The following is a 17,412-nucleotide window of genomic DNA, read 5'->3' as shown; positions in this document are numbered from 1 at the left end:
GCATTCAATACCATATTACAATGGATCAAATCGCAAAAAGGCACCTTAGGGTGTCTTTTTTATAGAGAATCAGTTTAAAAACTAAAAATAAAAGAACCTCAATAAATGAGGTTCAAAAAATCTACTATTTTAAATTACCTTCGTAAAAAGCAACTCCATTTTGAACATGTTTTAAATACCACGTAATCGTCCCGCCACAAACATTTTCATTAAAACTATTAGCATATACTCCATTTGAGTAATAAAGAGTTCTTTTGAATTTACCATTAGAATACTCATAAGGAATTGAGCATGTTGCTTGCTTCGGAGAGCTCACAGCTTTTTGTGTATCAGCTGAAGCTGCACCAATTCCTCCTGTTAATGCAATACCTGTTGCTAACGCTCCTACTACTAATTTCTTGAACATAATAAATCCCCCTTTAATAGTTTTTATAGATTACAACTTAAATGTATCACTTTTGTAATTTATGTAAATATCTTGAATATGTAGAAATATTTATTTAATTATTGGTAATATTGGGATTATATTTTATCAAATGGAAAATAGAGGAATTAGAAAAGCATGTGAAAATACAGATAGGTTTATATTAAATGAACGTGGTTCAAGTCGGCGAAAGACACCTTTTGGTGTCTTTTTTGTACATAAAAAATCTCACCATCTTATAGAAACGATAAGCCCTGTAAAACAATAATTGCAACTATATTAATTTTACATTACATTAAGGTTAGAGAATGTTCTTATTTTAATAAAGTGCTAAATAGTAGGTGGAAAAATGGAATTTAACGATTTGGGTATTACCATTAAAGAACTTAGAATCAAAAAAAATATATCACAATCCGAATTATGTCATGGAATATGTTCACAAAGTCAAATTAGCAAGATTGAAAAAGGTATGATTTATCCATCTAGTATATTGTTATATCAATTATCAGAAAGACTTGGTATTGATCCGAATAACATATTTGCACTAACTCAAAACAAAAGATTAAAATATGTAGAAAATGTAAAATACGTAATAAAAGATTGCTTAAAGCAAAAACAATATAAAGAACTTTATGAAATAGTAAAAAAAGAGAAAAACTTAAATAATTTTCAAACAAAAGACGAGAAACAATTTCTAATGTGGCATGAAGCAATTGCTGTATTTATGGTGGATAAATCAATAAAAACTGCTTTAGATTTTTTAAATCATGCATTAAAACTGACTTTAACTAATTCTGATTTTTTATCAGAAAGAGAAATAGATATTATGCAAACAATGGCTATATTTTATGCAGAAAATAAAGAATATGAAAAAAGTATTAATATATTCAAAAGATGTTTAACTAATTTTAATAAGTTAGATTTTCCTAGAGATAAAGAAATTAAATTAAAACTCATGTTAAATTTAGCAAAATGTTTCGACTTCACATATCAATATGAAGAGGCAATAAAGTACATTGATAAGGGTATCAAATTAGCAATTAATCTACATACTTTATACCTACTAGGTGAACTATTCTATTTAAAAGGTCAGTGTTTATTAAAAATGAAACAACATAATGTAGAAGATGTTATTTATAACTGGAAAAAAGCATTATTTATATTTGAACTAACAGAAAAAGAATATTATACAAAAATGCTACCAGATGAACTTATTGAAATACAAAATAAAAAACACTCATAATTTCGTAAAAACTACTTACAAAACCCACAGAAAAAGTCCCTACAGCTTTTAAACTTAGATCGATAATATTAAAATTAATTTAAGTGGGCGGAAGGCACCTTTTGGTGTCTTTTCTTTATTTTCACAAGGACCTGTTCAATTAATTTTTAAAAACATAATAGGGAATATTGTTTTATTTATCTCATTTTCATTCATGCTATATATAAAATTCGTTAATAAACCCACCTCAAATACTAGTTCCTTTTATAAGCCGTTTTTTTGATGTAGATGACATTATTCTCAATACAATAGAATGAATTATGGGAACATACTTAGCAATATATCAAAAAATAATATTAAGAAAACCCCTCCACCTTAAGGTAGAAGGGATCTTCTAATTTCTATTTCAAACTACCCAAAATTTCCGTAAAGGTACCCTAAGCGCACCTGCATCTGGATATCCTAAACTTCTTTCACCAACTACCGCTCCTCTGCCGAATGATCTTTCACCGATAGATTGTATGCCGTGAAGTGCTACTTGTAACATTTCAATTCAGATATACGACAGTAAAGAATACATCATCACAGTGTCAGCAAGCAAAAGTGTATTCTGCATTTCTGAAAACAGTAGATGGCAGATTGTGACCTACTGAATCTGCTAAGAAAGAATATACAAGAACATCCTTAACATCCTCTCTATTTCCACTAATGATGACATCAAGGAAATCTTCTACTTGAAATTCTGGAGTAAACAACACAATCTTAGTTGTTCTGTTTGGTTCTAAAGAAACAAAAGTACGAGAGATTTCAACTAATTCATTTTGAGTTGGGAAAAAGGTGTTTCGACTTCTCTTAACAGTTACCGTTACATTACTAGTATGGCAGCGTGAATCATTGTTTAACATAATGTTGAGAGCAGTTGGAATAATCCCATTTTCAGAAACTGGAACTCGAAACACTCCAGTAGATTTATGAGCCATATAATCAGATCCTTCCAAAATAAAATATATTTACAATATATTAAATGCAAAAAACGTTCATTTTGATATGGACAAATTATGTAATTAATATATTTATAATAACCCTTGGTATTACTAAGCCAATGTTTTAAAAGATTAACAAATAATTACCTCTGCAAATTTAGAAAATATCTACACTTTTTACAAACATTATTACAATTAGATAAACTAAAGCAATATCTCATTAACAAAGGGACTCCATAATTGGAGTCCCTTTGTTAATGGGATATTAAAAATGATCAGCATGTGAATATTGTATAATTTCTTCCTTTTTTAGAGCATGTTGTGTATCACCTGTATTGTTACTAAATAATAATACTATCACTAATCCTAACGTCGCTAATACAAGCTTCTTCATTATTTTAACGCCCCTTTGCTTAGTAGTTTTTGTTTCGCTTCGTAACATACATCGAAATAATCACTAACTTTTTCATGCTTATTCAATTTGCTGCGACAACATCATTTGATAAAAATCATTAAGTTGTTGCATAACTGCTTCATGCATTAAAATATTTGTGCTCATATCACTACGTCCTCCTCAACTACTTCCACCCCCCTAAATATTACCATTATTCTGTATATTATATAATAGTTCAACCTGCAATTGTAAATCGATAAAAAACAACGGAATATTCCGAATAAAGAGAAGGGATTGGCTAACAAATGGTTACTGTACAAAAAATAAAAAACTTGTGATATTGCTTTTATCATATTTGATCTTATATATGGTTCTGTTACAAAGTTTGCTAAGTTAATATAAACTCTAGAAAAAATGAATAAAGATCACCACAGCTGAGCTATCTTTAATCCGTATAATAATATAAACATTCTATTAATTCATATTATTAATAAAGAAATACTTAAATATTCCATTTTTTCTAAAAGTGTATTATACTGTAAATTGCTGAGGGACATATTTTAGTATTTTCTGGTAACTATTCAATTTGTTAGGTTGTTATTAGTATTACGGTAACGAAAACCTGATATTTCCCCTTGAAGATAAAGCATTAGCAGCAATTACATCGAGATATCATAATAATAATTATTTTCTTAACAATATCACGGAATTTTAATTCAGAAAATTCAAACCATTAAGCAATATAAAGTGCTAAATAAAATATTTAGACAATTGAAGTCCAACAACGATTAGAAGATATATATATTAGAAAAGGAATTTTGGGAAATCTTATCCTATATAACTAATACATATAGCGTTGTATCTTTAAATCAATAAATTTTTCGATAAGCTAGTTAATAGATTATTGAATTTAATCTTTTAATAGAGTTAAAAAAATCAACTTTACATTCTAATTTAGAAATTATTAGGTGGTGTCAGTAGTGTTTGAGTATCTTTTAGTTAAAGCTTTATTTACTATTTTCTTAATTAGCCTAATCGTGTTAATCAGTGTAATATGGACTAAAATAGAAAAAATTCTGGACGAGACTGTATTTAAAAACGTTTCTGAAAAATCCAGATATGTAGTAACTATGGTAATTGTTATGGTGGGAGAATTTGTTCTCATAGTCATTACTTCATTAAATTGGAGAGCTTCAATTATTGACACACTCTTTTTTGGTAGTATTATTTTGTTCTGCTGTATATGGCTAATACCTTATTTTGTTAATCAACAACAAAACGTCGCTAAAGTTATGGATAAGCATTTTAGTGGAGGGGTAGATTTAGGTGAAATTCAAGTTCATCGTGCGAAACTTTCTGCATTTAATTTAGGAAGTATTGTATTTTCTATAGTGGGAATTATTATACCTATTTGTTATTATTTTAAATACTTTTTATAACGGTTTATTGGTTCTGTTGGAAATTTTTTAAAGATATAGTAATAGGTGAGATTACAGATATTTATGTAGAAACAACTTAGATGTATAAGACAATCCATGTGAGCGAAAACAGTAAAATACCCTATAAGGTCTCTTTTACTTGTATTAATTAAAAAAATGGTACTAATTTCCAAAACTTCCACCAGGACTTCTTTTTAGCTGCCCTCCCACCACTATGAGAGGTAAGTGAAGGAAACCGATACAGCTTGTGCGTATGCAGTGCATTTTGGCCTGGGTCACAGTCTTTTAACGTGGTCGAACTACAGGGGGAGTAAGCATATTCCCGATGGATCCATTTCTATACTTCCATTATCTAGGGAAATCCCCCAGTATCCAAGACTAAATTTTACCCATACATCATTTTTTGATGTAGCTCTTGAAGATAAAAACTATTTAATTTTCAAGGAACAGTTATTAACTTAAAACTTATTATACGAGGAGGGTGTATCATGAAAAAAATATGCTTTGTATTAATTGTCGACGCTGGTATAAATTATGGTTCAATATTTTCTCTACCATTTTTAAGGAATCAGGATGATTTGAAGGAATATTTCTCTAAGTATTATGATGTTTCAATTAATTATATTAGGGATAAAAACTCAGTTGACTATTTGGTAGTTCCCAAACCGTGTCCAGCTTTTGATAATGAAAATAATCTTCCAATAATTGAAGTACCAGCAATCTTATTTATGGAAAAGAATTTTGAAAAAATAAAGACTTATATAGATAATTATTTTTCCAATAACTCATAAAGAAAATAAAAGTACAATAAAAAGAAGTCCGATAAAAAACGAGTGGTGTAGAATATTTCTATTAATCATTCGTTTTTTATTATATTTACATATATTTTTTAAAAGAGGATTATAGACGTTCTGAAAAAAATTAATTATAACAAGAACAGTGTTCGTGCTACTATCTACGGTTATTTTTTGTACTAAGTACCCCTTTAACTAACAAGACAACAAAAAATAATTAACATATTAAAGTGAATAATGTTACTATTTTTCAAACCTAATTTAGAAGACACCGGAATTCTTTCGGCTTCATATTCCTTCATCAGCTCAAAATCAGCCTGATTATTAACATCTAACTTTCGTAAATCGTACTTTTTGTCTATTTGACGTATCATATTTGAAACCTTCAGGCTGAAGCTACTTTCTTGCACCTTTCCAAAACCAAATTTAGGATAAAATTCTAACACCGTATCATTCGCGAATAAGTATATAAAATCATAATCCTTCTCGTATTTTTTAATGATATGATTCATTAATTTAGTCGCTAAACCTTGATGTCTATAATCCGGATGTGTCATCACTGTACCCAATTGAATTACTTTATATTCCTTACCGTTAGAGATTACATTCATTTTATTAATAGATGTATTTGCGATGACTTTATCTCCATCCACATAAGAATAGCAAATATAGTTATCATTCCAACAACCCCTGTCATACCATCCTTTAAAATCCAATTCAAATACATGTTTTGCAAGGTCATTAAAGCTTTCCTTATATTTTTCATTTTGCTTGTAGTCACTAATTAATTGATATTCATTCATGATAAATCCTCCATTTTTTATTATATTTTCCTAAAAAGAGTGTATATTTCTTACAACAATCTACTACTAAGTTTTCGTTAATCACCGCCTTATAATAGGTGTAACGGCATAGAAACATGCTTCCGGAATCAAAAAACGACAAAAAAGACCACAAGAAGAAACATCTTCTCATGGTCAAATTTCTGTCTATTATAAATACACCTATCTCGAAAGAATAGATATCGTGAAATAACATGAAATTTTTTGATAAGATATAATGTCTTCTAACCGCTACTAGTAAAAGGGTATAACAAATAAAATCAAGGAATTATCCTTAATTTGACCTTTTACAGTATAAAATTCGTTTGAATTTTAATTAGCGATTAATAAGCTTCATCATATACAATCAAAACCTCTTTTCAATATAATTTCTTACTAAGAATATCTCCTTTGAAAACCGTTGTAAATGAAGACATAACAAAAAACGAGATTTATGTCCTTCTGTATCACCAAAATCGGTCGTTTTTGGTGATACAAAAAGACACATACTATTATTCTCGAAAACTACAGAAAAATCCCTCCACCTTAAGGCAGAGGGACTTTCCAATTACTATTTCAAACTACCCGCAATCTCCGTAAAGATAACTCCAAGTGCATGTGCACCTGCATCTGGATATCCTAAGCTTCTTTCACCAACTGTACCAGCGCGGCCCATGCGAGCTACGATTTCTTTCGTATACTCTGCTCCTTTGACCGCTGCTTCTGCTCCTTTTTCGAAGGCAGTTTTCATGTCTTCCTCGTTTGAAGCGCTAGCTAACCAAGAGTCTACACATGGAGCAAGTGCGTCAACAAGTGTTTTGTCACCAACTACCGCTCCTCTACCAAATGATCTTTCACCGATAGATTGTATACCTTGGAGTGCTGCTTGCAACATTTCAGCGAATTCTTTTACTGTTAACTCGCGCTTCTCGCCTGCTGCTTTACTAGCTGCGCGGAATGCTCCGCCCCAAATTGGACCAGATGCGCCGCCGCAATGTTCCATAATAATCATGGAGCAACCGTCAAGGAATGATCCGATCGTTCTATTTTCTTGTTCTACAATAGAATGCCACTCACGTTTTAATTGCTTAAATCCTTTTGCTACACTCATTCCGAAGTCGCCGTCGCCAGCATGCGTATCTAGCTCACAGAACGGTACTTCATTTTTAATAATAATGTCGCTCATTTTATCAACGAGATACACCATGTTGTTTAATGTGATAACATTATCTTTTATAACAGCGTGCTCTTCTGCCGTTTCTAGTTCAAAAGAAACTTCCTTCTCTTCTGCCTCTTCCAGTACATTTACATACTCTACACTTTCAACTGGTCCATCTACTTTAAACGCTGGTGTATTACATTCTTTTGATAGTAATGTTTTTAGCTCTTCATCTAACTTCATTACCGTTAAAGACATACCAGCCATATCAATACTTGTCATATAGTTACCGACGAATACTCTATTAATTTTAATGTTTCTTGCAGCTAGTTCTCTCGTAACGGCGTTGTTAAATAAGTAAAGTTCTTGCAGTGGTGTTCCGCCAAAACCGTTAACTAGAAGTGCGATTTCCTCGCCATCTTTTACTCCTAAATCTTTTACAAGATCATTTGTCATACGGTTCGCTAGTTCATCTGCTGACAACATTTTTTCACGTTTAATTCCTGGCTCGCCATGAATACCTACGCCGTATTCCATTTCATCTTCCGCAAGTGTGAAAGTAGGTGATCCGCTCGCTGGAACTGTACAAGACGTTAACGCTAAACCAATTGTGCGCACGTTAGCAGCGGCTTTTTCCGCTACAGCTTTTACCGCTCCTAAATCCATACCTGCTTCCGCTGCTGCGCCGGCAATTTTATGAACTAAAATAACTCCTGCAACGCCGCGGCGTCCTACTGTATACAGACTATCTTCTACCGCAATATCATCGTCCACTTTTACGTAGTCGACTTCAATTCCATCTTCCGTCGCTAAATGCGCACCATTTTTGAAATTCATAATATCGCCGCTATAATTTTTAATAATTAATAACGTACCTTTTTTACTAGCTGTCTCTTTAATTGCTTGATATACCTGAATTTGTGAAGGTGACGCAAACACATCTCCGCACACCGCCGCATCTAACATTCCTTTTCCGACTAATCCTGCATGTGCCGGCTCATGGCCACTACCGCCGCCACTAATTAACGTTACTTTGTTTTCGTTCATTTCTTTCTTCTTAATAACTTTATATTTTTTCAAAAGTTCAAGCTCTGGGTGAGCCATAACCATTCCGTTACACATTTCCATTACTAATGTTTCTGGTTTGTTTATAATCTTTTTCATTGTGATTATCCCTCAATTCCTTTAATATATTGTGATATATTTGAAATCTTCTTCTTACTATCCATGTTAAAATGAAAGCGTTTTATAGTAAACGGACAAAATGGACAATCTGTCTAAAGACACCGCTCTCATTTATGGATAGGATTTTTATATTACTAACATTCTAGGGATGATTCAGATGACCTCTTCTATAATTTCTAAAAAGATAATCGCGAACTCATTGAAATATTTAATGGAAACAGAGTCGTTTCATAAAATATCAGTGAGCGATATTATGTTACACTGTCAAATGCGTAGGCAAACTTTTTATTATCATTTTAAAGATAAATTTGAACTATTAAGCTGGATTTATAGAGAAGAAACGAAGGAAAACATTATCGACTTTCTCGATTATGAAACATGGGAAAACATTTTCGATTTATTATTTGATTACTTTTATGAAAATCAAAAATTTTACCGAAATGCTTTTAAAGTCATTGAGCAAAACTCGTTTAATCACTATTTATTTGAGCATACGAAAAACTTATATATGAAGATTATTGATGAACTATCTGTAAGCTGTGGATTCAGCCTTTCTAATGAGACAAAAAATACGATCGCCTCCTTTTATAGTCACGGCTTCGTTGGAACAATAAAAGATTGGATTGAAAGCAAGTGCGAAGTAGATCCTTCCATTATGTCTTCTCTCATAAAAAATATGATAAACAATCAATTACTACTATTACTGGAGCAATCAGCAAAGTAATTAAAGGGTGGCAAAAGCAATGAAAAAGATTATGAATGATGTACAAAATATCGTTCAAGATATGCTGCATGGCTTTTATTTTGAACATAACGACAAAGTAAATTACGACGAAACAAATAACATCATTTATGTAAAAGATATCGAAAAACTAAAGCAAAACGTCGCGATTATAAGCGGCGGTGGTAGCGGACATGAACCCGCTGATATTGGCTATGTAGGAATAGGTATGCTTACAGCGGCAGTAAACGGCAGCATTTTCACTCCGCCTACAGTGGAACAAATTGTAGCGGCTACTCGCCTCATGCCAAAAGATAAAAGTATTTTATTCATCATTAAAAACTTTAAAGATGACGTTGAGAACTTTCTAGCGGCTGAGCAGATCGCTAAAGAAGAAGGAAGAAAAATTGACCACATCATCGTAAATGACGACGTTTCAATTGAAGATGATGCTTCTTTTAATAAAAGAAGACGCGGCGTCGCTGGTACTGTTTTCGTTCAAAAAATACTTGGTGCAGCCGCTCTTGAAGGCCATTCTCTAGAAGAACTAACAACACTTGGCCGTTCTATCACTGAAAACTTACACACATTAGGAGTTGCCCTTTCCCCTGCCAACGATCCAGTAAAAGGAAAAGCTTCATTCACATTAAATGACGATGAAGTGTTTTATGGCGTCGGCATCCATGGCGAAAAAGGTTACCGTAAAGAAGCACTATCCTCTTCTGAAATATTAGCGATCGAACTAATGAACAAACTAAAAAGCATTTATCGCTGGAGAAAAGAAGACAACTTCGCTATCCTCATTAATGGACTCGGCGCAACTCCATTAATGGAACAATACATTTTCGCAAACGACATTCGCCGTTTGTGTGAACTTGAAGGTTTACAAGTGACATTCGTAAAGGTTGGTACGCTGTTAACTTCTTTAGATATGAAGGGTGTTTCGCTTAGTTTGCTTAAGGTAGAGGATTTGGATTGGGTGAAGTGGTTGAAGGTGGATGTTAGAGTAGGTAATTGGTAAGTAAAAATTATGATGATAAAAGCCTTTAACTATAACAAGTTAAAGGCTTTTTACAAATTGAAATATCGCACGAGCGTTCAAAAGAAATTCGTAATCACCTCACTGAAGGATGACAGGTCTTCCAAATAAAGCTGGATAATAAATTAACATCGCCCCTACAAATGAACATACTAGACAAAAAACAGCCTCGTATTTTATGACTACAGAAGAGTTCGTATCAAGCTTTTTTCCCTCTCTTTTCAATATCATTTTAAATAAAGCTCTATATAATACATACCCAACAATCGCTCCGAGGGTATTCGTAAATAAATCATCAATATCCGTAATTCTATTATTTAATAATTGATTTAACTCAATTGCCAATGAAAAAAGGAATCCCGCGCATACGGTGTTTTTCATTTTTCTAAACTGCGGCCAAATAGTCGGTAATAAAAAGCCGAACGGCATAAACAGTACAATATTTAAAAGATACGTCGTACTACCTGCCGTATCAAATAGAGTCAAGTTGATTTGACTTACACGAATCCACGTTTCATATCTACTTATATCCCATACAGTCGCGATTTGCGTCACCTTATACACTAACGAAAGATAGAACAGAAAAATATATACCCATAGAAAATGCCGAATAGATATGTTTCTTTTCGCTTTAAAATAAAATCCAATTTGAAACAAAATACAAAAAATTATAGTGAAAAAATACGTATACAAATAACTAATCAAAACTCCTGTATGCATGTGGAATCCCCTAACTTTACATTTTCATCTATTATTTTAGAATATAGTTTAAGAACCAGTACTTTGTTCATATATTTAATCTTCTACTTTGTCTTCGAATATAGGGGATATACTAAAAATAAAAAATCCCCACTCCTTCATTTTCAGTCTCCTCCTTGATGTAACTTGTTTATAGGATAGGAAAAACTTTTAAAATAAAAAGTGGGGTAAACATAAAATTTTTCTTAAATTTTATGTTAGTTTTTATTATTACTCTTATTAGGAATCCGCTATTCGTTGTTAGGTAACGCCATGCTTACACCTATAAAAGTATTGAATTACTGAAGAATTCTGTCCTCAATATAACAGCAGATTCACATCAAAAATGTAAATCCTCATTTCCTTCGTATTTTCCTTTATTAAGTCTTTTTCTTATAAATAATTCTGCCACAATTAAATTAGGTACCCATGCTAACCAAGCAATAATAGCGTAACTAAGTTCAAACCGCTCTATTCCAAATAGAACTATAAACAAGGGTAGCCAAATTCTTAATGTAACTGCTCCAAAGGTTAAAGAATAATTTCTAATCATCCAGTTCCGATGCTCTTTAATTTTTTTATTCTTAACTCTATGTAACGCTTGATATGCTGATGTTAGCCAAAATACAGATAACAAACCAAAGCCTAGCTTCGCTACCAATCCTCCCGTAGCATAAAAGGATAGGTATAGTCCAGAAACGCCTCCTAATAATATACCAACCATGTAGATTCTCCCAACTATTCGATGACGGTTGATATTCCTCTCTCTAAATTTAGTGGATAATGTGAAAGGACCAATTACTAATGCTACTATACTAGTCGTAATATGTATAAATAACATACTATACCAGAAATCACTTAATTTAGATCCAAACATAAGCTTCGCTTTTACAAGCCCTGTTTGAAATCCATCCATAATAGAATATTGGACAACAATATAACCAGATACTAAAAGAGCAAAAAAAGTGAATACAAACCAAATTTTTCTGTTCAAATTTTACTGCCTCCCCATTACATTCACGAAAATTAGATTATATATTACTGTTCATTCTCGGGAAAAATAGAAAAGCCTTCTAGCGAAATGAAGTGACCTCCGAAAAAGGGACATTTAATAGATTAAGATTTCCAAAAATAATGAATATATATGTTATATTGTTAGACGTACTGAAAAAGCTAAACAGTACAGCAATGGGGATTTTTCTAATGGATATGTTACAACAAGTAATAGATAAATTTAAAATGAGTAAACTCTTAAGTATATCATTCTATACTTGAGAGTTTACTCATCTATCCCTTCTCATCCCTCATACTGTAATACCCCAAATTAATAATAATCAAGAAATACCCACCCATAATTCCAGCTGCAAATGTCCACATGAATTCATGATGTTCAATTTCATACATAATAATCGCGCCGAGTATTGCGGCTGCGAACCGATTTATCATTCCGAGCATCGGTGCTTTTTCTTTTTTTACAATGCTATCTCCGAACTTTTCAATACGCCTTCCTAAAATCCAGGCGCAGTACATACTCACCAAAAGGCCAATGCTTATCCCGACAAACTGGGCTCGAAAAGGTGTCACGAGCCATCCCAATAACATTACGCCTAGCAAACAATACATTTGTATGTTGAATGATCTTAATGCCATACGAATCATGTTATTCTCCTTTATCTTTCTCATTGTAATTCCGTATTATCAATCCAATCTTTCAGAATCCAAGCTTTCAGCTATATCTTTTTTAAAATGAGGAAATTTGATTTTGCTCACCATTAAATAAGCGAGTACGCTTGTACCAAATGCCACGGAAACTGGATTATTTAGGCGACATAAAATGAGGAGACACATCGCCGCGAATGGAATGGGCATTCCGATGAATGTTGGGAGTTTGCTTTGCTGTGTGTTAAATCTCGCAAGCCGAAGCATTCCGCAAATACTGTAAGCGAGCGCGCATATCATCCCGATAGACTGCAAATCTTTTAACGAAGCATTATATGCAAGAATAGATGGTGCCACACCAAAAGTAACTAAATCCGCAAATGAGTCCAGCTCTCCACCAATTTCTGAAACAGAATCAAGTTTCCGAGCAATCATGCCATCAAACAAATCAAGGACCATACCTGTAATAATGAACATAACTGCACCGTACATATCCTCAACGAAAACAGCATGAATAGCCAAAAGCCCACACACAAAATTTGCTATCGTAATCATATTTGGTATGTAACTCATCACATGCTTCCCCTCCTTTCTACTAATTGCTTCATCTAAGTTCTTACTCATTACAATCAAGATCCTTCTGCTTTTCTTCCAATATCACTTTATTTATTTTCGTTAACGTCTCTGTCATTTGCTCTAGGGCATTTATATCGATTTTAGAAAAGTATTTCTCAATTAATACATCATCTAACTCAGACAACCGCTCTATATACTTACTACCGTTTGGACCAAGTGTAAGAAAATACTCCCTTTTATTATTAGGGTTTACTTGTTTTGAAATCATCTGTTGCTTTTCCAATTTCGATAAAACTTGGCTCACCGCACTTTTCGTTATATTAAACGTATTCGCAATGTTATTTGCTGTCGTGTTTTCATTTAAATGAATATGAAATAACATGCTCTCTTGCTGCCCAGTAAGACCGAACTCATCCTTTAAATCTTGAAATAGTAAAATATAGAGTTCCGTATAGGCTCGATTCATTTCATTAATTACTTCTTTATACGTTCTAGTCATAGCATCCTCCATGCTTTTATTTCGTTTCGTTTAATAGTTAAGTTTACTTAACTTAACTATATTATACCGTTATGTTTGTGTAAAGGGAAATATAACTCTACACTCTACTCACAATGATACAAAAAAGACACTCTTCTAAAACAAGTTTAGTCGCTTCTGTCTCACTGCTTTCCTCATCCAAATACTCGGTAAGTCATTCTGAATAATCAAAAAGAAAATCAATAAAATTCCATATAGACCCATTACTGGTTAAAATGTTATAATGGAATTACCCTACATAGTTACTCATAGCCAGACTGAGGAACTAGCGTCTTATTAAGTAATGCGCATAACTAAAATAAAAAAGACACTTTACGGTGTCTTTTTTATTTATATTCCTAGGAATTATCTCTTTTATAAACAGACTCTATCAAACAGTAAAGGAGACTAACAGATGGAACATCCTGTTGCAAGAGAATTACGTTTTATACGGGTATGTCTTATCATTTTGATTATTATCATTGCATTCTGGGACCGGGAGAAAACTGTAGAAATTACTGATCACGGTAGCGATCCTATCTTAAACACCAGCAATATGACCCAAGTTGGTGAGAATACATTTGCATACAAAGGCGAATCTAATCAAATTAAAATATTTAAGTTTAATCCAGATACAAATGAAATATCACTTATTAAAGAGTTTCTTGCTGAGGAATATTACTCAGATACAGCTAGATAAAGTAATATTGACCACAAAAGTATAATGACCACAGCCTTTAGCCATAATTACGACTAAAGGCTTTTTGTATGTAAGTAAATGAAAAAAGGAGCTAATTTTATGGAACATAATAAAAATGGAATGCTTGCTTTAATTGTTTTATTTTTAGGATTAGTGTTTTTTGTTAGTGGAATGGTTTATCATTTATGGGGCTCATTTTAATTTCAACTTTTAGACAGATAAATAATTCGAATCAGAGAAATGTACAATACTTTCCCTTTTCTTTCCAAAAATAATATAATAAGATATAAAATGTAATACATATAAAGACAAATATATATAGCACTCATTAAAAGTGCTTCTATTTTGGAAGGAAGAAACGATGAACAAAAAGTTATTAGCATCATTATTATGTAGCACATTCTTGTTTGGAGTATCAGCTTGCAGTTCACATGATGCGCCTGCAAAAAATGAGCAGGCGACTTCCAAAAAAACAGAGAATGACAAACTTAGCAGCAAGGATTCGCAAAAAGAACTTCCTACCAATGTAGATTCCTCTGATGTATACATGTCAATGGGATCTGCCGAGTCATTAGATGTTCTAGGGACTGGAGAAGTTAAAGCACAAGGTGTCTTTAAAGTATTAGACATCGCAGTTTATAATCGTAAAGAAGAACCCATTACACTAGATATTAACAACTTTAAATTAATTGATGGATTTGGAAGAGAATATCACATTTCCAATGAATATCAATCCGTACTTAAAGCTGCAAATACCTCTACATTTAAATTTGGTATTGTTAACCCTGATGAACATTCGGACGGAAACATTGTATTCGATGTACCGAAAAACACGCGAGGATTAACTTTAAAATTTAATAATGATAAGTTAGATAAAGAGCTCCAATTAAAAGTGGAATTGGAATAGGCAAAATAAATACGTCTCCCTTAACATTCTCTACTAACATAAAAAAGTACAGTCTTTTCTACAGCAGACTGTACTTTTTTTATCATTTCATTTCACATAACATTCTCTAATTTTTTTGACTAGATGCTCTCCAATCACGAAAAGATGTTGGGCGTCCAGAAAAAGCTCTTTGCTTTGTAACAGATGGTTTTTCTTCAGGAGTCATTGTTTTTTCTTTAAGCGTCGCTGATTTTTCTTCAAGAATGGTCACAGCTGTTTGCATTTTCTCTAACTGTTCTTTCAACAATTGTTGTTCAATCTTTAAATCCGTAAGTAAACGTAAAATCATCTCAGAATTAGCCATAAGATCCTCCTTCCCCCAATACACAGAATAAAATACAATATGTAGAAGGCGGGATACCGGTGACAAAAATAAGGTCGTCAACTCTTTTTAACTTCCAAAGTCCTTTTATTTTTTTAAGGACCTGCTCCATTCATCCTTAAAAACATAAAGTAAATTAAATCCATTAATAAATGGTCTTTATGAAAGGAGGAGTTAATATGGGCTATGGCGGTAGTTGTGGTGGAGGCTGTGGTTTCGGCGGCGGATTTGCCTTACTTGTTGTGCTCTTCATCTTATTAATCATCGTTGGCGCTAGCTGTTGGGGCGGCGGATTCGGCTGCTAAGGAGAGGCACTCTTGAGAGTGTCTTTTTTTTAATATGTGGCTCGTATACATCTTGCTCAAAATTTCCGTTCTAGAAGTATTATAATATTAGCTTAACATGTCAGTTCCCCCTAATTAATAGGTGGTTCTAGCCTATAGAATTCTTTTAAATATAAAATGAAACTATATTTCTCAATGAATAAAACAATTTAACATGGTAAAATAATATTTGGACGGGAGTCCAATATATTATTAAAATTAAGATGGTTCAAGTCGAAGGAAGGCACCTTAGGGTGTCTTTTCTTTTTTATAAATAATGATAAATTAAAATTGTAAAGGATGCTTACTACTTACAAGGAACATTTTCTTCCATACAACTATTTATTTGAAACTAATTACTATTATAAATATAAAGAAGTTATGGATAAAGTAGTGAGGTAAATAAAACAAAATATAGATTTAATTCATGTTTCTCAACGAGGTACCACCAGCATTTTCAAAAAAATACGCTAAGCAAAAAAAATAATCAGCTGTCCATATGGACAGCTGATTTACATCATTACATTTCTATTATTTATCTTACCACTTGTACAGATACTGGTTTCCACCCCTGATTTTCTACCCAATCAATATTAACCTTATATTTTTTATTATTTTGCTTATCTCGTACATTACCGTAGGCTTTATTATTACCATTATTCCCAATAAAATCGAAAATCAATTGGCTCTCTGGAACATCAACAGCATAAGAAATTGCTTTTTTCATCTCACTCCAATCTACTGTTCCTTCTTTAAATTTCATTTCAGGTTTTGCTCCTTGCTCGGTACCAATTGGCTTCCAAGAAGGATTAGTTTGAGAACCCTTTTCTTGAGATGCCGTTTTTTCTTCCTCATTATTTTCAGTTCCGTTCGTTTTTACCGATTTTTCTGTTTTTGATTTCTCTTCTAGCTGTGCTGCCTCTTTATCTTCATTTTTCTTTTCTTCTATCTTTGCTGTTTCTTTATCTTCAGTTTTCTTCTCTTCTATCTTTGCTGTTTCTTTATCTTCAGTTTTCTTCTCTTCTATCTTTGCTGTTTCTTTATCTTCAGTTTTCTTCTCTTCTATCTTTGTTACTTTCTTTTCTTGAGCAATTGCTTTCGTTGATGTATTAGAAGGGGTAAACAATTGGTATGTCACTATACCAACTGTCACTAATACCAAAGTAAATGCAATATTAAAAATTGCCTTTTGACGACGATTCTGTTGTTTTTCTTGAAATCTGCTTACTTGTCCCATTCTTCAAACCTCCGTGTTTACTTTCTCCTCTACTCTTTATGTATTATCCCTAAAATTCTTAATATTTTTATTAAACAATAGAAATAAACTACACTTTCCATACAGGATTTCATATCATAATAAAATTTGTGTTTTTTCAAGTATCTGACATATGTTATTCAAAATAGTTTAATACATTAAAAATTGATAAGCTTCTGCACTTAAGAAACCTTC

General features: G+C 32.5%; 20 protein-coding genes and 2 pseudogenes. 9 read left to right on the top strand and 13 right to left on the bottom strand.

The genetic code is table 11. The features are described 5' to 3' along the window. Positions 1 to 124: 124 nt before the first annotated feature. Positions 125 to 406, bottom strand: a complete 282-nt coding sequence (locus MHB52_RS05400) for an LCI fold-containing protein (protein WP_000473814.1) — start codon at positions 404 to 406, stop codon at positions 125 to 127. Between the two features lie 367 nt (positions 407 to 773). Here MHB52_RS05400 and MHB52_RS05395 point away from each other — a divergent pair, with 367 nt between their 5' ends. After that, positions 774 to 1,667 (top strand): helix-turn-helix domain-containing protein, encoded by an 894-nt coding sequence (locus tag MHB52_RS05395; protein WP_061664674.1) that lies wholly within the window; start codon positions 774 to 776, stop codon positions 1,665 to 1,667. A gap of 442 nt (positions 1,668 to 2,109) precedes the next feature. Here MHB52_RS05395 and MHB52_RS36760 read toward each other — a convergent pair. From MHB52_RS36760 to MHB52_RS05380, 3 genes and pseudogenes are all read right to left on the bottom strand, one after another. Then, positions 2,110 to 2,196, bottom strand: a pseudogene (locus MHB52_RS36760) (dihydroxyacetone kinase, ATP-dependent); the annotation flags it as partial. Positions 2,197 to 2,236: 40 nt separating this feature from the next. Next, positions 2,237 to 2,626, bottom strand: a complete 390-nt coding sequence (locus MHB52_RS05385; RefSeq protein WP_000940664.1) for a hypothetical protein — start codon at positions 2,624 to 2,626, stop codon at positions 2,237 to 2,239. Between the two features lie 268 nt (positions 2,627 to 2,894). Then, positions 2,895 to 3,023: a hypothetical protein gene (locus tag MHB52_RS05380; protein ID WP_016117345.1), complete on the bottom strand. Its 129-nt coding sequence runs from the start codon at positions 3,021 to 3,023 to the stop codon at positions 2,895 to 2,897. A 770-nt stretch (positions 3,024 to 3,793) separates the two neighbouring features. On the opposite strand from MHB52_RS05380, the pseudogene MHB52_RS36755 reads away from it, so the two are divergent. From MHB52_RS36755 to MHB52_RS05370, 3 genes and pseudogenes are all read left to right on the top strand, one after another. Next, positions 3,794 to 3,899, top strand: a pseudogene (locus MHB52_RS36755) (BtrH N-terminal domain-containing protein); the annotation flags it as partial. A 104-nt stretch (positions 3,900 to 4,003) separates the two neighbouring features. Beyond that, the gene (locus tag MHB52_RS05375; protein ID WP_000464473.1) at positions 4,004 to 4,462 is read left to right on the top strand and encodes a hypothetical protein; all 459 of its coding nucleotides are present in this window, start codon (positions 4,004 to 4,006) and stop codon (positions 4,460 to 4,462) included. 488 nt (positions 4,463 to 4,950) lie between these two features. After that, the gene (locus MHB52_RS05370; protein ID WP_000717611.1) at positions 4,951 to 5,253 is read left to right on the top strand and encodes a hypothetical protein; all 303 of its coding nucleotides are present in this window, start codon (positions 4,951 to 4,953) and stop codon (positions 5,251 to 5,253) included. 194 nt (positions 5,254 to 5,447) lie between these two features. Here the strand turns inward: MHB52_RS05370 and MHB52_RS05365 are convergent, their stop codons facing one another. Further along, on the bottom strand, positions 5,448 to 6,059 hold the full coding sequence (locus MHB52_RS05365) for a GNAT family N-acetyltransferase (RefSeq protein WP_016117343.1): 612 nt from the start codon (positions 6,057 to 6,059) through the stop codon (positions 5,448 to 5,450). Between the two features lie 589 nt (positions 6,060 to 6,648). Next, positions 6,649 to 8,400: a dihydroxyacetone kinase subunit DhaK gene (dhaK, locus tag MHB52_RS05360; protein ID WP_064774914.1), complete on the bottom strand. Its 1,752-nt coding sequence runs from the start codon at positions 8,398 to 8,400 to the stop codon at positions 6,649 to 6,651. Between the two features lie 178 nt (positions 8,401 to 8,578). Between dhaK and dhaS the strand changes: the two genes are divergently transcribed. Together dhaS and dhaQ are read left to right on the top strand one after the other, a co-directional pair. Continuing rightward, positions 8,579 to 9,145 carry a dihydroxyacetone kinase transcriptional activator DhaS gene (gene dhaS, locus MHB52_RS05355; protein ID WP_000204225.1) on the top strand — a complete coding sequence of 189 codons (567 nt, stop codon included), beginning with the start codon at positions 8,579 to 8,581 and terminating at the stop codon, positions 9,143 to 9,145. A gap of 19 nt (positions 9,146 to 9,164) precedes the next feature. Beyond that, a complete protein-coding gene (dhaQ, locus tag MHB52_RS05350) occupies positions 9,165 to 10,163 on the top strand; it encodes a DhaKLM operon coactivator DhaQ (RefSeq protein WP_061664678.1) in 999 nt (332 codons plus the stop codon). A 99-nt stretch (positions 10,164 to 10,262) separates the two neighbouring features. Here dhaQ and MHB52_RS05345 read toward each other — a convergent pair whose 3' ends face one another. The 5 genes from MHB52_RS05345 to MHB52_RS05325 form a co-directional block, all read right to left on the bottom strand. Further along, complete coding sequence (locus MHB52_RS05345) at positions 10,263 to 10,901, bottom strand: VanZ family protein (RefSeq protein ID WP_000556843.1); 639 nt, start codon at positions 10,899 to 10,901, stop codon at positions 10,263 to 10,265. A gap of 358 nt (positions 10,902 to 11,259) precedes the next feature. Beyond that, entirely contained in the window at positions 11,260 to 11,913 is a 654-nt protein-coding gene (locus MHB52_RS05340; RefSeq protein ID WP_001080296.1) for a DUF2306 domain-containing protein, read from the bottom strand. A gap of 293 nt (positions 11,914 to 12,206) precedes the next feature. Further along, positions 12,207 to 12,578, bottom strand: a complete 372-nt coding sequence (locus MHB52_RS05335; protein WP_000620602.1) for an ATP synthase subunit I — start codon at positions 12,576 to 12,578, stop codon at positions 12,207 to 12,209. A gap of 39 nt (positions 12,579 to 12,617) precedes the next feature. Beyond that, positions 12,618 to 13,202 carry a CDP-diacylglycerol--serine O-phosphatidyltransferase gene (gene pssA, locus MHB52_RS05330; protein WP_000042028.1) on the bottom strand — a complete coding sequence of 195 codons (585 nt, stop codon included), beginning with the start codon at positions 13,200 to 13,202 and terminating at the stop codon, positions 12,618 to 12,620. Then, complete coding sequence (locus MHB52_RS05325; RefSeq protein WP_000198946.1) at positions 13,195 to 13,653, bottom strand: MarR family winged helix-turn-helix transcriptional regulator; 459 nt, start codon at positions 13,651 to 13,653, stop codon at positions 13,195 to 13,197. Before MHB52_RS05325 ends, pssA begins: the two co-directional genes overlap by 8 nt. Before the next feature lie 433 nt (positions 13,654 to 14,086). Between MHB52_RS05325 and MHB52_RS05320 the strand changes: the two genes are divergently transcribed. Both MHB52_RS05320 and MHB52_RS05315 read left to right on the top strand, forming a co-directional pair. After that, the gene (locus MHB52_RS05320; RefSeq protein WP_000400961.1) at positions 14,087 to 14,371 is read left to right on the top strand and encodes a YmzC family protein; all 285 of its coding nucleotides are present in this window, start codon (positions 14,087 to 14,089) and stop codon (positions 14,369 to 14,371) included. Positions 14,372 to 14,732: 361 nt separating this feature from the next. Next, positions 14,733 to 15,278, top strand: coding sequence for a DUF4352 domain-containing protein (locus MHB52_RS05315; RefSeq protein WP_016117338.1), 546 nt, complete (start codon positions 14,733 to 14,735; stop codon positions 15,276 to 15,278). Positions 15,279 to 15,384: 106 nt separating this feature from the next. Here the strand turns inward: MHB52_RS05315 and MHB52_RS05310 are convergent, their stop codons facing one another. Beyond that, on the bottom strand, positions 15,385 to 15,621 hold the full coding sequence (locus MHB52_RS05310; RefSeq protein WP_061664680.1) for a hypothetical protein: 237 nt from the start codon (positions 15,619 to 15,621) through the stop codon (positions 15,385 to 15,387). A gap of 197 nt (positions 15,622 to 15,818) precedes the next feature. Here MHB52_RS05310 and MHB52_RS05305 point away from each other — a divergent pair, with 197 nt between their 5' ends. Further along, complete coding sequence (locus MHB52_RS05305) at positions 15,819 to 15,944, top strand: YjcZ family sporulation protein (protein WP_000540377.1); 126 nt, start codon at positions 15,819 to 15,821, stop codon at positions 15,942 to 15,944. A 553-nt stretch (positions 15,945 to 16,497) separates the two neighbouring features. On the opposite strand, the gene MHB52_RS05300 is transcribed toward MHB52_RS05305, so the two are convergent. Beyond that, on the bottom strand, positions 16,498 to 17,199 hold the full coding sequence (locus tag MHB52_RS05300; RefSeq protein ID WP_063263979.1) for a YrrS family protein: 702 nt from the start codon (positions 17,197 to 17,199) through the stop codon (positions 16,498 to 16,500). Between the last annotated feature and the right edge of the window lie 213 nt (positions 17,200 to 17,412).

It is taken from the genome of Bacillus sp. FSL K6-0073 (assembly GCF_038006085.1).
Lineage (GTDB): Bacteria > Bacillota > Bacilli > Bacillales > Bacillaceae_G > Bacillus_A > Bacillus_A cereus.
Note: the sequence above shows the minus strand (reverse complement) of the source record. Positions and strands in the feature narration are given on the sequence as shown.

Excerpts from the sequence above, each read along its gene's own strand:
- MHB52_RS05310 (WP_061664680.1), bottom strand. The coding sequence starts at position 15,621 with ATGGCTAATTCTGAGATGATTTTACGTTTACTTACGGATTTAAAGATT.
- MHB52_RS05345 (WP_000556843.1), bottom strand. The coding sequence starts at position 10,901 with ATGCATACAGGAGTTTTGATTAGTTATTTGTATACGTATTTTTTCACT.
- MHB52_RS05300 (WP_063263979.1), bottom strand. The coding sequence starts at position 17,199 with ATGGGACAAGTAAGCAGATTTCAAGAAAAACAACAGAATCGTCGTCAA.
- pssA (WP_000042028.1), bottom strand. The coding sequence starts at position 13,202 with ATGAGTAAGAACTTAGATGAAGCAATTAGTAGAAAGGAGGGGAAGCAT.
- MHB52_RS05385 (WP_000940664.1), bottom strand. The coding sequence starts at position 2,626 with ATGGCTCATAAATCTACTGGAGTGTTTCGAGTTCCAGTTTCTGAAAAT.
- MHB52_RS05305 (WP_000540377.1), top strand. The coding sequence starts at position 15,819 with ATGGGCTATGGCGGTAGTTGTGGTGGAGGCTGTGGTTTCGGCGGCGGA.
- MHB52_RS05315 (WP_016117338.1), top strand. The coding sequence starts at position 14,733 with ATGAACAAAAAGTTATTAGCATCATTATTATGTAGCACATTCTTGTTT.
- MHB52_RS05320 (WP_000400961.1), top strand. The coding sequence starts at position 14,087 with ATGGAACATCCTGTTGCAAGAGAATTACGTTTTATACGGGTATGTCTT.
- dhaQ (WP_061664678.1), top strand. The coding sequence starts at position 9,165 with ATGAAAAAGATTATGAATGATGTACAAAATATCGTTCAAGATATGCTG.
- MHB52_RS05335 (WP_000620602.1), bottom strand. The coding sequence starts at position 12,578 with ATGATTCGTATGGCATTAAGATCATTCAACATACAAATGTATTGTTTG.
- dhaK (WP_064774914.1), bottom strand. The coding sequence starts at position 8,400 with ATGAAAAAGATTATAAACAAACCAGAAACATTAGTAATGGAAATGTGT.
- MHB52_RS05395 (WP_061664674.1), top strand. The coding sequence starts at position 774 with ATGGAATTTAACGATTTGGGTATTACCATTAAAGAACTTAGAATCAAA.
- MHB52_RS05380 (WP_016117345.1), bottom strand. The coding sequence starts at position 3,023 with ATGAAGAAGCTTGTATTAGCGACGTTAGGATTAGTGATAGTATTATTA.
- MHB52_RS05370 (WP_000717611.1), top strand. The coding sequence starts at position 4,951 with ATGAAAAAAATATGCTTTGTATTAATTGTCGACGCTGGTATAAATTAT.
- MHB52_RS05325 (WP_000198946.1), bottom strand. The coding sequence starts at position 13,653 with ATGACTAGAACGTATAAAGAAGTAATTAATGAAATGAATCGAGCCTAT.
- dhaS (WP_000204225.1), top strand. The coding sequence starts at position 8,579 with ATGACCTCTTCTATAATTTCTAAAAAGATAATCGCGAACTCATTGAAA.
- MHB52_RS05400 (WP_000473814.1), bottom strand. The coding sequence starts at position 406 with ATGTTCAAGAAATTAGTAGTAGGAGCGTTAGCAACAGGTATTGCATTA.
- MHB52_RS05365 (WP_016117343.1), bottom strand. The coding sequence starts at position 6,059 with ATGAATGAATATCAATTAATTAGTGACTACAAGCAAAATGAAAAATAT.